General features: G+C 48.1%; 11 protein-coding genes. All 11 read left to right on the plus strand.

The window, feature by feature from the left end:
* Positions 1 to 20 precede the first annotated feature (20 nt).
* Positions 21 to 1,025: a beta/alpha barrel domain-containing protein gene (locus tag DAQ1742_RS03750; RefSeq protein WP_035339987.1), complete on the plus strand. Its 1,005-nt coding sequence runs from the start codon at positions 21 to 23 to the stop codon at positions 1,023 to 1,025.
* Positions 1,015 to 1,686 (plus strand): HAD family hydrolase, encoded by a 672-nt coding sequence (locus tag DAQ1742_RS03755; protein WP_035339989.1) that lies wholly within the window; start codon positions 1,015 to 1,017, stop codon positions 1,684 to 1,686. The genes DAQ1742_RS03750 and DAQ1742_RS03755 overlap by 11 nt, the downstream gene beginning before the upstream one ends.
* Positions 1,683 to 3,662: a class I tRNA ligase family protein gene (locus tag DAQ1742_RS03760; protein ID WP_035339991.1), complete on the plus strand. Its 1,980-nt coding sequence runs from the start codon at positions 1,683 to 1,685 to the stop codon at positions 3,660 to 3,662. Before DAQ1742_RS03755 ends, DAQ1742_RS03760 begins: the two co-directional genes overlap by 4 nt.
* A 47-nt stretch (positions 3,663 to 3,709) precedes the next feature.
* Positions 3,710 to 4,435, plus strand: coding sequence for an SDR family oxidoreductase (locus tag DAQ1742_RS03765; RefSeq protein WP_035339993.1), 726 nt, complete (start codon positions 3,710 to 3,712; stop codon positions 4,433 to 4,435).
* Between the two features lie 56 nt (positions 4,436 to 4,491).
* On the plus strand, positions 4,492 to 6,330 hold the full coding sequence (gene asnB, locus DAQ1742_RS03770) for an asparagine synthase (glutamine-hydrolyzing) (RefSeq protein ID WP_035339996.1): 1,839 nt from the start codon (positions 4,492 to 4,494) through the stop codon (positions 6,328 to 6,330).
* Between the two features lie 37 nt (positions 6,331 to 6,367).
* Positions 6,368 to 6,949 carry a cupin domain-containing protein gene (locus DAQ1742_RS03775; RefSeq protein ID WP_051124006.1) on the plus strand — a complete coding sequence of 194 codons (582 nt, stop codon included), beginning with the start codon at positions 6,368 to 6,370 and terminating at the stop codon, positions 6,947 to 6,949.
* Positions 6,946 to 8,133 carry an MFS transporter gene (locus tag DAQ1742_RS03780; protein ID WP_035339997.1) on the plus strand — a complete coding sequence of 396 codons (1,188 nt, stop codon included), beginning with the start codon at positions 6,946 to 6,948 and terminating at the stop codon, positions 8,131 to 8,133. Before DAQ1742_RS03775 ends, DAQ1742_RS03780 begins: the two co-directional genes overlap by 4 nt.
* Positions 8,134 to 8,172: 39 nt before the next feature.
* Complete coding sequence (locus tag DAQ1742_RS03785) at positions 8,173 to 9,690, plus strand: FAD-binding oxidoreductase (RefSeq protein ID WP_035339999.1); 1,518 nt, start codon at positions 8,173 to 8,175, stop codon at positions 9,688 to 9,690.
* A 42-nt stretch (positions 9,691 to 9,732) separates the two neighbouring features.
* Positions 9,733 to 10,527, plus strand: coding sequence for a type 1 periplasmic-binding domain-containing protein (locus DAQ1742_RS03790; RefSeq protein ID WP_035340001.1), 795 nt, complete (start codon positions 9,733 to 9,735; stop codon positions 10,525 to 10,527).
* A gap of 59 nt (positions 10,528 to 10,586) precedes the next feature.
* Positions 10,587 to 11,834: an ATP-grasp domain-containing protein gene (locus DAQ1742_RS03795; RefSeq protein ID WP_035345742.1), complete on the plus strand. Its 1,248-nt coding sequence runs from the start codon at positions 10,587 to 10,589 to the stop codon at positions 11,832 to 11,834.
* Between the two features lie 62 nt (positions 11,835 to 11,896).
* Positions 11,897 to 13,153: an ATP-grasp domain-containing protein gene (locus DAQ1742_RS03800; protein WP_051124007.1), complete on the plus strand. Its 1,257-nt coding sequence runs from the start codon at positions 11,897 to 11,899 to the stop codon at positions 13,151 to 13,153.
* Positions 13,154 to 13,285: the final 132 nt, after the last annotated feature.

Here is a 13,285-nt window from a genome sequence, read left to right on the forward strand (position 1 = left end):
CTATTCAGAAGAGATGAATAATGATAGCTGAACATAATGTAATTTTGTTGGATTGCACTTTCCGTGACGGTGGGTATTATACCAACTGGAATTTCGATGAAGAACTCGTCAATATTTATTCCCCTGCTATTGTTGAAGCGAATGTCGATATTATGGAGGCGGGGTATATTTCAATAGATGCAACGGGCTGTGGTCGTTTTAAAATACAAAACGTCTCCGATTTTAACTTCTTGCCCGTAATTCCTGGTAAGTCCTGGGCGGCGATGATCGACAGCAAAGCGCTTCTCTGTCGGGATAACTGGCAAGACATTACTCGTGATATTCTGAAAAAACCAGCACGCCCTGTTATAGATGTGATTCGTATTGCCAGTCATTTTAATCAGCTTGAGCAGGTTGACCGCCTCTGTGAGATTATTTCTTCCTTAGGCTATCGTGTTGTATTGAATTTAATGCAAATTGATTTGGCCAGCGAGAGTGAACTGGCTACGGTATTTGATAAAATATCAAAAATAAATTGTGCGGAAACGGTATATCTGGCCGACTCTTTTGGTTCGATGATTCCCCATCGGGTGACGGAGCTGATTACGCGTTTAAAGAAATCCACATCCGCAAATATTGGATTTCATGCCCATAATAATATGGGGCTGGCACTTGTGAACAGTTTAACGGCTATTCAGGCTGGGGCAAACTGGATTGATGCGACCTTTGCAGGAATGGGGCGAGGGGCTGGCAATGCCGCGACGGAAGAACTCTCCGAATTACTGAAGAAAACGGGTGATGAAACACCTGCGGTAGATATATTGCTTAACCGACACATGAACGTGTTGAAAACCACCTACAACTGGGGTGGCGACGTGTTATATCGTCGGGCAGGTAAAAAGAAAATACACCCTACGTATGTGCAGTCTCTCAAAGATGCTGATTTACCTGTTGAAAGAGTCTACTCATTATTAGAGAAGATACCTGAATCTTCTCGTTCAACTTTTAATAATACTCTGCTGAAGGCATTGATACATGAGAGTTGAACAATTCTCCCATATTGTATTTGATATGGATGGCGTACTGATTGATAGTAATCCGTTTAAAATTTCCGTCGCAAAGCGAGTGATGCAGTCGATATTACCTGAAGCGGCGATGGTATTTGCTGAACACTTTCGTAAAAATTTTGGTCAGACCCGAAAAGCGCATTTTACCTGGGCGTATGAGAATGTGTTGGCTCGGCATGGGTTTACTGAAGAGATAGTTGATACTCTTATTGAACAATATGGCAAGCTAATAGCAGAGAATTATGCGAGTTGTGACGTCACTGCTGGCACGCGTTCTTTACTGTCGCAATTACATCGCCCTTGTTATGTTCTGACTGGCTCTGATCAGCATGAAGCCAGAGCGCTGTTGGGCGGACATCAACTGAATACCCAATTTGTCGATATTCTGGGTGGGCCGGTAAATAAGTCAGATAATCTTAAAAATGTCATTCATACCTATGGCATTAATCCGGCTGAATCGGTCTTTATCGGAGATGCCTTACATGATTTTGAAGTCGCCAGTCACTTTGGTTTATCTTTTATTTTAGTTACCCAATATATGCCTTTTGATAATCAAGCCTTGATTGAGAAAGTTATTTCATCAGGCGGCTATGTGATCGATACATTATCTGATTTACTGATTGATAGGCTCAATAAATGAAAATCAACAAGCATACCACTAAATTAAGTTATGGTTTGAACTCACGCGGTCTTATTTTTCCGATTAGCACCCTTGGCGGTATGTCATGTTCACTGCCCCCAAAGGCGCGATCAACCTTTCACCGTCATCATGAAACCGAGGTGTTTTTGATAACCTCCGGTCAAGGTCGTGTTTACGTTGAAGGAGGGGGGACGGAGGATGTCGTGGCAGAAGATATTATTTATATCGATTCGCTTAGTGGCCATACGATTGAAAATATCTCTGAGAATGAAGATCTGCGTTTTACCACCGTGTATTGGGTTGATAATGTCCAGCCATCGCGCACTGATTTACCTAAAGAGACATTGTTAATTTCAACGCCGCCTACGCCAAACGGTGATTTACATCTTGGGCATTTGTCCGGGCCTTATCTTGGCGCAGATATTTATCGGCGTTATCTGTCACTTAATGGTGTGACCGCCCATCACTTGACTGGCCGGGATGATAACCAAACTTATACCAAACGTATTGCCAGCAAAGAACAGCGTTCGCCTGAAGATGTGGCTGATGATTACGCTGATAAAATCTGTAAGACCTGGAGTGACGCCGGTATTGAACTGGATTTTTTCTCCAGCCCACAGACGACGAAAAACTATTATGCTCGTGTTAACAGCATTATTGATCGTCTGTATGAGCGTGGTTTTATTTTTAGCAAGGAAGTGAATGAACTCTATGATGTTAATACGGGGTTCAGTCTTCATGAAGGTTATATCAAAGGAACCTGCCCTCACTGTCACAGCGCTTCAGATGGTAATGCCTGTGAACAGTGCGGCAGACCAAATGATTGCGTTGATCTGATTAATCCCACGGGAACGCTGCCGGAAACGGTCGTGGGTAGCCGGACAATTAAAAAGCTCTATTTCCGGCTATCGGCATTAGCGCACCCGCTCGCGGAACTGACGGCGCAAAGTAATATGTCACCCCGCGCTCGCGCGTTGACGGAAGGAATGCTGGCTGACGGTTTACCCGATATCTGTATTTCCCATCGTTCAGATTGGGGAATTCCTGTTGCTATTGCTGGGTTTGAAGATCAGGTTCTGTATGTGTGGTTTGAAATGGCGGCAGGTTATCTGGCGGCGGATGAAGCATTGCATCCACAGCAACCCTTTTTCAAAAATAAGCAATGTGACATTGTTCATTTTTATGGGTTTGATAATGCTTACTATCACACATTATTATTCCCGGCCATCTACTATGCATTGGATGAAGAATACAATGTACCCGTTAATCATGTGATTAATGAGTTGCTCTATTTACGAGGCGAGAAATTTTCAACCAGCCGTCGCCATCTCATTTGGGCTGCAAAACTATTGGCGAATGTCTCGACCGATTATGTCCGCTGGGGGCTGGCTCGCTCGCGTCCTGAAACCACGAACGAGAATTTCGATCTTGAGCTTTTTATTGATGCGATTAATGATTTTTTCGTTGGTACATTACAACAGCATTTAACGGACAGTTGCCAGCAACTGAATTTACAGTTTAAGGGTGAAATGCCAGAGCCGGGGGCATGGTCAGCGCAGCATACCGCTTTCTACGAACGTATTAAGCAGTTAGCGGCCGGTGTCGAGCATTCCTATCGTGTTGATGCGTTTTCACCGCAAACGGCCACATCCCGGCTTGAGGAAATGGGGCGTTTAACACGTCAATTCTTTCATGCTCAGTTAAAGCATGAAGCGTTACCGGCGTTATATAATTATCGGCGCACGACGTTTGCTCTGAATTTTTGGGCATTAAAGCAATTTGCCAGCCTTGCTCAACCGATTATACCGCAAAGCAGTGAATATATTCTTAAGCTCCTTGGTCAGGATACGGTGAGTTGGAAAAACCGTAACGACTTTATTCATAGCACTCATATAATTCATGATTGGGATGAGCAATTTTTTAAAAACATTCTCAAGGATAAAGATAGTATTGAGCAGATTTGCCAAGTAAATTAAAAATATTTATTTTTTGATTAAATTACTCACCGTGAAAGGAATCTATTATGTCCAATGCTGACTTACGTGTAGTTATTACCGGTGCCGGTCGTGAAATGGGGCGTTCTCTGGCTATTCGTTATGCACAATCTGGCGCGGAAGTATTGCTTTCTGCTCGCGATCTCGATGCGGCCCAAAACGTGTGTAATGAGTTACAGTCATTGGGCTACACGCGTGTTAATGCCTTCCACTGCGATTTATCAGACCCTGCGACGATTCGAGCCTTTGCACAGAGCGTTGAAAATAAGTTTGGTCGTGTGGATGTGTTGATTAATAACGCCAGCCCCTGGCTGGAAGGCAAAGCGCTTGATGCGGCCAGCGATGAAGACATGATCAATGTAATCTTGTCCTGCACTGCGGGTACTGCTTTGATGATTAAACATTTTCTCCCGCTTTTACGACAATCCAGTCGGCCGGACATCGTCAATATCGTTTCTTCTTCTGCTCATCCTCTCACCCATGACTGTGAGGGCCATGCCGCTTTTTATGCGGCGAAAGCCGGGCAGGGTCGTCTGGCCGAAACGCTCTCTTTGCGCCTGCGTGAAGAGGGGATCCGTGTGATTTCCCTCTACCCGCCCAAATTCAATAACAGCGATCCGCTGCTGGACGGCGCTCAGATTTCTCGCACGTCTCAGGATCAACTGACATCAGAGTCATTAATCGATTGCATCCAGTTTGCCGTCAACATGCCAAGAGACTGCTTCATTCGCCGCTTCGATTTCGAATCGGTCTGAACGAGGGGAACAACGGATTTTCTCAGGCATCGTATTTCTTGTAGGGAGAAGCAGCTATGTGCGGAATTGCAGGATGGGCAACGTTCAGCCGTGATTTTCACGCCAGCCGAAGCGAGCTGGAGGCAATGGCGGCAACAATGGCGTTACGGGGGCCTGATGCCTCGGGCTTTTGGATGGATCGCCATGCCGGTATGAGCCATCGCCGTTTGGCCATTGTTGACCTTGAAGGGGGCGTCCAGCCAATGACGGCCACTCTACCCGAAGGGAGTGTTTCGCTTTCTTACGGCGGCGAGGTCTACAACTTCACCGAATTACGCCAGGAGCTGATCCAACTCGGCCAGACATTTTCGACCCAAAGCGACACGGAAGTGGTGCTGAAAGGCTATTTACAGTGGGGGACCGGGGTCAGTGAGAAATTAAATGGCATGTTTGGTTTCGCCATCTGGGATGCGCGGCGTGACGTGTTGCTTCTTGTGCGCGACCGATTTGGCGTAAAACCGCTGTATTACAGCGTTATCGGTCAAGCGATGCTGTTTGGGTCGGAACAGAAAGCCATTCTCGCTCACTCGCAAATGCCAGGCAGACTGACCCGCGATGGCCTCTGTGAGGCGCTGGGGTGGACGAAAACACCGGGGCATGGCACCTGGGATGGGATAAAGGAAGTTAAACCCGGAACGTTTGTACAGTTTGGTCGCTCTGGCGTGCAGGAGGAAACGTACTGGAAACTTCAGTCCCGACCTCATACTGATTCGCAGGAGGACACGATAGCGCATATTCATGCGCTCCTGAGCGATACGGTAAACCGGCAAATGGTTTCAGACGTACCGCTTTGCAGCCTGCTGTCCGGCGGGCTGGACTCCAGCGCCGTCGCCGCCATTGCCAGCCAGCAGCTCGCTGGCACTCGGCAGTTGCAAACCTTTGCCGTGGATTTTGAGGCGCATACGGAACAATTTGTACCCGATGCTTTTCGCACCGATTCCGATGCGCCCTATGCCCGTATGGTGGCGGAGAAAATCGGCTCGTTACACACCAATCTGGTGCTGGGCCACCAGCAGATTGGCAGCGAAGAAACCCGACGGGCGGTGATTGCGGCGCGTGATTTGCCCACCGGGTTTGGCGATGCAGATAATTCAATCTACCTGCTTTTTAAGGCTATCAGAAATGAGGCTACGGTAGCGCTTTCTGGCGAATCAGCTGATGAGGTTTTTGGCGGTTATCGCTGGTTTCATCAGCCGGAAATCATGCAGGGGGAGACGTTCCCTTGGGCGGAACACACGTTTGTGACCAATTTTAATACAGGGTTAGAGGCATTCTCGCCCGATTTGCTCGCGAACTTAGCGCTGCCCGACTATGTTCATTCCCGTTATCAGGAGGCGCTGGCTGAAGTCCCGCGTCTGGAGGGAGAAGCGCGCCAGGAGGCCAGAATGCGCGAGGTGCTTTACCTTCATCTGACCCGCTATATGCGTATTTTGTTGGATAGAAAAGATCGCCTGAGTATGGCGGCAGGGCTGGAAGTCAGAGTGCCGTTTTGCGATCACCGCTTGGTTGAATACGTTTTCAATACGCCGTGGAAAATGAAAACGTTTGACGGACGGGAAAAAAGCCTATTACGGGCGGCAATCGGCGATTTACTGCCGCAGGCCGTTCTGCAACGAAAGAAAGCGCCCTATCCGGCCATACAGAATGCCCACTACAGTGCGGTATTACAGCGTCAGGCGGCGGAACTGGTTGCCAACACCCATCACGCCGCCCGAGATTTACTCAATATTGATTGGCTAAATAAAGCATTACATATTGATCCTACCGCCATGAGCCGCGAAGTCCGTCACGGCTTAGAGCGCGCGCTAGATTTCGCCACCTGGATAGACCTGCGTAAGCCATTACTGAACGTGTAAATTTTCACTCAATTTGATGCAGAGGGATTCGTATTATATGGCTTATTTATTAAAAATGAGTGTTGAAAATAGCTCAAGAATATATCTAAGAACAACAGATGATGAAATTATAGCTGAAGAGCTTCGGCCTTATCATGTCCTTTTCTTTCATGAAGAAGATATTTTGGTGGCCGATAAAGCATCATCGCCATGTTGTACGCTGGCGGAGCGGATTAAACAGCGTATTCCTGAGTTAAATACGTATTTTGTTGAATCGTCAGCGGTGCAGGTAAATGCGAATGATCCCACTGCATTATCTCTTGCCGCCCAGAGCCGTGCTCAGTATTACCAGGAACATACGCACGATGAAAATGAAGCCTGGTTTTTTCAGCACGGGCAGGCTGCATTTTACTTACGCCTTCGGGAATATGTCTATGCCATCATATGCACTGCGGGTGATTTTATCTGTGTTCCGGGAAAAACCCGGCATTGGTTTGATGCGGGGGCTATCCCCGCTTTTAGCGGGCTGCGCTTTTATTTAACAATGAATGCCCCTGTTATTTCTGGGGATGACATTGCCCTCAGGTATCCTCAAATAGAGCATTTGTATTCACTTATTACTTTGGAAACGGTCTTATGAAGTGGGAAAAATACGCAGTATTATTAAATAATCATCAGGTAAGAAATATTATCCTGCTGGGGTTATTTGCCAAAATACCTGTCGTGGCGATCCCTGCTGCATTGACATTATTAGTTGTGGTAGGTTTGGATGCCGGGTTTACCTGGGCTGGCATTATTAATGCAGCCTGGATGGCGGGTGCGGCTATTGGCTCTCCGTGGCAAGGGCGCTATATGGGGAAATATGGCGTCAGGAAACTGTTGCGCTTTATTTTTGTTATTCAACTCATCTTCTGGTCTTCCGCCGCTTTTTTACCTCTGCCGCTGCTGGTCGTGATGGCTTTTTTCGGTGGGATTTTCTGTTTTGCTGCGTTTACGATTGGCCGAATGGCGATTGCGGAGCTGTCCGAGCCTGAAAATCGGCATCGCGCTTTTGCCCTTGATGCCATGACCACAGAGTTAGCTTATATGAGCGGCCCTCCGTTGGCCGTTGTGATTAGCGCCAGCCTGTCGCCTCAGGCTGCGGTGATCGCGTGCGGCGCGATTATTCTGGCGCTGATTATTTACTATTCTTTCGCCAATCCCCGTATGTCTGCTCAGGAAAAAAAACAGGCACCGGATCAGCGCATCGACTGGCGTTCTTTGTTAAAAAGCCGATTAAGCACGTCTTTGCTATTAACCGTGATGGCGACATTTGTGATTGCCAGTTATGAGGTTGTCGGACTGGCGGCATTAAAACATTTCGGGCATATCACCTGGGCTACCGGGTTTTATATCGTCTGCGGCGTCGCTTCATTGGTTGGCGGAATACTGTATGGCGGTTTTGATAAACCGCCTGAGACGATTTTAATTTGCGCGCTGTTAGCACTTGCCACCGGCATGATCGGCTTTTCTCAAAATGCGTTTGCTGTTTGCGTGCTGATTATTCCAGCCGCGCTGATGTGCTCCCCGGTTTTCTCGGCGACAGCCAATGATATTAGCCGCTATAGCGCACCACATCAGCGTGGACTGGCAATGGGCACTTATGGCTCTGCGCTCACGATTGGCAACGCCATTGGCTTTCCGTTGTCAGGCGTGATGGTTGACACACTTGGCTTCAATGTCGCCTTTTTCTTGGTCGGCGGTCTGGCATTGGTGATGACCGCTATCGCGTTTGGCATCAATGCGCTGCTTATCTCTGCCCCGGCTAGCGTCGCCTCGGAATAATGGGCTGGCCGCAATCAGGACTGAATCGGGAGTAATAACGTGACCATTATCGAACCCAATGACAGCCGATATCTGAGTTATATCACCGGTATGAACCAGCGCTGGCGCGCTTGCCCGGCGAAAATCGTCTTGCCGGGCAATACGCAGGAAACCGTGCAGTGCATCGACAAGGCGGTGGAGCAGGGGCTGCGTATCAGTGTGCGAGCGGGGGGCTACGGTTATCAGGATTTCGCCTGTCATGCCGATGTCGATATTCTTATCGATGTCTCTGATCTGGATGAGATCGCTTTTGATCCTGATATGGGGGCGATTGCCGTTGGAGCCGGTGCCACGCTATCCAGAACCTATGAAGTGCTTTACCGCCGCTGGAATGTGACCCTGCCTGGAGGCCCGGCCAGTCACGCAGGAATGGGCGGTCATGTTTGCGGCGGCGGCTTTGGCTTACTCTCCCGCCGTCATGGTTTAACCGTCGATCATCTTTACGCCATCGAAGTTGTTACCGTCGATAGCTCGGGTAAGGCGCATGCCCTGATTGCCCGGCGCGATCGGGATTGCCCAAATCACGATTTATGGTGGGCACATGCTGGCGGCGGCGGCGGGCAACTGGGGATTGTGACGAAATTCTGGTTTCGCTCGCCAACCGCTCAGGGGAACGATCCGGCAAAAATGCTGCCTGGCCCGCCTGCGGAAGTCTATTTGAGTGTAAAAGTGATTCCGTGGGAAAGCCTCGGGAAAAGGGATTTCTCACGCCTGATGCGTAATTACGGCGCGTGGTATATGAAACACCAGCGCGCTGACAGCCCCGAATCCTCGCTGGCTGGTTATCTTGTCATGTATCAAAAAGCGCAGGGGGTTGTCGCACTATTGACACAGATGGATGCGTCAGTCGCGAATGCTGAGGCTATTTTAGCGCAATATCATCGTGATATTTTCGAAGGTATTGAAGGTGTTACGGGTTTTTCCGCACTTTCACACCTGGAAGCGCCACGCAGATTGCCATGGCTAAAATCGTTACGGCTACTGGGCAGCAATAGCCCGTCGCTATCGGATCCCACATTGCGCGGCGCGTATAAGTCCGCGTATATGAGGCAAAATTTTCCCGAGCAGCAGACCGAAACGTTATATCGCTATCTGACGACGGACAGTTTTACGAATAAAAATGCGATGGTGATGGTTTTACCCTATGGCGGTGCGGTGAATGAGGTTGCGCCGGACGCAACGGCCGTCTCACAACGTGACTCGGTGATGAAAGTCCTGTATCAGAGTCTTTGGGCCGATGAAAAAGATGATCGGCAGAATCTTGACTGGATTCGCCAAATTTACCACAGCACCTATGCCGATACCGGCGGTGTTCCGGTAAGTAATCACATCACCGATGGATGCTTTATTAATTATCCTGACGCCGATCTGAATGATCTGGCATTAAACACTTCCGGTGTGACGTGGGCTGAACTTTATTTCAAGGATAATTATCCACGACTACAGGAAATTAAAGCAAAAAGAGATCCTTTAAATATATTCCGGCACCGTCAATCGGTTGAGCCAGCCAAAATTTGAACGGTTAATCGCTGTCATAAAATATTACCGGCAGGATCAATAATGCAATTAAGAGTCTGTATTGCAGGCCCGTTAACGGGCCCACGCGCTTGCTATGGCGAACTGATACGTAAGGCAATGGCGGATGTTTTACCCAAAGAGGGGTTGTCTATTCATTTCTTTGACGATAAAGCCGATCCGCATACCGTTAAACGTCATCTTGAGCAGATTATAGCGCACAGTGATGTAGTTATTGGCCATTTCAACAGTGATTGCGCGCAGGCGGCGATACCCGCCTACCGCGCAGCGGGAATTCCCTTATTGTTACCCGCATCAACCGCCGCGCATTTGGGGGATGGTGAGTCGGTATTTCAGCTTTGTGCTACTGACGTGGAGCAGGTCAGCGAGCTGAAAGCGATTGCCGATAGCCACTATCCTCATTCAACGCGCTATTACTGGGCGGATGGCTCGAATTACAGCCGCCGGTTACTGAATTTACTGCAACAGCAGTATGAATATGCAATACCGGAGATTGATGCCAGTAATGATGATGGTGAAGGCGGCGTGACATTTTATCTGGGGGCGCATTTTTCCATTCTGGAACGTATGCGTCATGAAGGGGCATCATGGCGTGGCGCAGCTATCTGCTGTGATGATTGCGATATTACAGAATTTACACAACGTGCCCGTCCAGGCGTTTGGGTATGTTCTTCAATGCCAGGATATAGCGATTTACTTAAGCGCAGTGTGGAAATGGCCTGGAAGGTCATGTGCCTGAAACATAATACCTGGGCGGATTATTTTGATGAACGAGGCCGTTATCTGCCAGCGGGCTGGAAGGGATATTGTATTAAATAAATACCGTAATAAATCCATTCTTATTTACGAGAAACGTAATAAACAGTGAGATGATTAATATGGAAAATAAAGGTATCGTCATTATCGTTGATGCGTATTCGCCAACACGCCGTTTAGCACCTGAATTTATTAAGCATGGCTATCGCTGCGCACGCGTACAGAGCACACCTGATATTCCTGATATTTATAAAGGATCATTCAGTCTTGATGATTATTGTGAAAATATTATTCACCAGGGCGATTTATCACTTACGCTCCAGCGCGTTGCTAATCTTGACCCTGTCGCCATTATTGCTGGTGGTGAAATCGGTGTCGAATTGGCTGACATATTGAGCGAGCGTTTGGGGCTTGCGTCAAACGGAACTCAATTGAGCGCGGCACGGCGTCATAAATACACCATGATAGAGCGCCTGCGCAGCGTGGGTCTTCGCGCAACGCGGCAATATCTTCCGGCAAATGGTGAGGCACTACGGGAATGGCATACCAAGACCGGGGGGCGGATTGTGGTAAAACCTGCCCGTAGCGCGGCCGGTGAAGGGGTACACTTCTGTGATACGCCCGATGAGTCATACGCAGCCCTGCAAGCGATTGTCGGGAAAAAGAATATCTTTTCGGAAATCAATCAGGAGGTGGTGGCACAGGAGTATCTTTCGGGTACGGAATATGTGGTCAATACCGTATCTTGTGAAGGGAAACACCGTGTAACCGACATTTGGAAAACGACCCGTATCAGCGCGAATGCATTTTTGGACATGGGGGATTCCATTCAGATTATGCCACGCGAGGGGCAGATTCAGGATATTTTAGTTTCCTATGCACTACAGGTGCTTGACGCGATGAATATTCAGTATGGGCCAGGGCATATGGAAATAAAAATGTGTCATGATGGCCCTTGTCTGGTTGAAATCGGCGCGCGAATCGCGGGAGGCGATATGCCTTATTATGCCGAGCTTGCCACGGGGCAATCACAAATAAACTGGACTCGACTGGCTTATACCGATCCGTCAAAATTCCATGAAATGTGTGATGTTCCTTATCCTCTTCATCATTATTTTGCCTCGGTCGCAATGATAAGCCCTTTTGATGGGATACTTGAGTCTTATCCTTATAAAGATCAGATAAACCAGCTGGAAAGTTTGTTGGAAATCCGCGAATACGTGAAACCCGGTGAGAAAATTAGCAAAACCATCGACGATACAACCTACCCGATGCTGGTGCTGTTAAAACATCGCGCTGAAGAGGTCGTTTTGCGTGATTGGGGAACACTGCGTTATTTGGACGGACATGCATTTTACCACATTTATTAAAATGCTCGTGACAGCCTTTTAGCGCGCCAGACGTGATAGAGCCATTAGGAGGGAAGCATAAAATGCAGGATGACGTTATTTATATATGGCATAGAGTTCCATTTTATTGCGTTCGTTATGATGAAATACTTAATCACACAGATAACCCTATCGTTTATATTGGTACGCAGAGCGCTCTGGCGGATATTCCTGACGGGCTGAACTGTGAGAAATGGATATGGCGAGAGCAAGATGGTGTCGATATTCTGATTGACATGATGAGAACAAAAACACCCTCACCACGAAACTTTATTGCTCTATCTGAATATCAAATTGATATTGCTGCACATATTCGAGATTATTTCGGTATGCCAGGGCCAAGCGCTGCCGAGGTTGAGCTTTTTAGGAACAAATTGATGATGAAAGCGGCGGTGGCGGCAGCGGGGCTGGCGACACCTACATGCCATGCGCTGGATACCGTGTTAGATAATCCGACCCTTCTTGATGCATTCAAATCGACTCAGATCGTACTTAAGCCGCTGGATGGGGCATCCAGTGAGAATGTACAAATTTATCCCTCTCATCATGCATTACGTCTGGCGTTGAATAACCGCAGCACCCATATCGATGATATTGATAGGCGACAGAATACCGCCCGGTATCAAGTGGAAGAATTTATTGAAGGGGATATCTGGCATATTGATGGCTATGTCCGTTCTGGTGAAATTGAGCTCTGTGTGAGCAGCCGTTATATCGGTAATTGCCTGAGTTTTGCCCAGGGAAGTCCCCTCGGTTCTTTACAGTGCGAGCTACCTGCGACGCTATTAACGTTCTCCCGTCAGGTAATTGCAGCCGTGGGTATCAAACAGGGCTGCTTTCATCTGGAGGTCTTTCAACATGCTTCGGGCTGGGTTTTTCTGGAAATAGGGCATCGGGCGGGTGGGGCTAGCGTAGTGCGTGCATTTGAGTTACGGACGGGCGTCAATCTGCACCAGGTACATCTGAGTGCACAATTAGGTTGGGTGCCGGATGTCATTAAAAACACACCAGCAAAAGAATATTACTTCGGCTGGTTTGTCTTTCCCGGCCACCATTTACCCGAAGGCTATGCCTGTATTAACGGTGCCAGCGCGTTCAGCGCGTCTCCATGGGTTTATGAATGGCACCCACTGCCAGCTCAAGTAAAAATGAGCACGACACTGACTTATCTGGAGAACGTCGCGCCATTGGCAGGCATGTTGTGCGCAACGTCATTTCAGGATGCTCACAATTTCGTGCTTGATATGTTTAGTCATATATCAATTACGAGTATCACGGATGCAGAATACGCGATAAGTTAATGGTGAAACACGTTTATTGGCGTGAGATAACGGGATAAGGTGGCGGATATTTATTTTCTGCCACTGAAAATGATGTTCAGGATGAATACAGGCAAGCTAACCTTGTTATCATCCTGGCCTGTTTGGTTAGTC

This window comes from Dickeya aquatica (assembly GCF_900095885.1).
GTDB classification, from domain to species: domain Bacteria; phylum Pseudomonadota; class Gammaproteobacteria; order Enterobacterales; family Enterobacteriaceae; genus Dickeya; species Dickeya aquatica.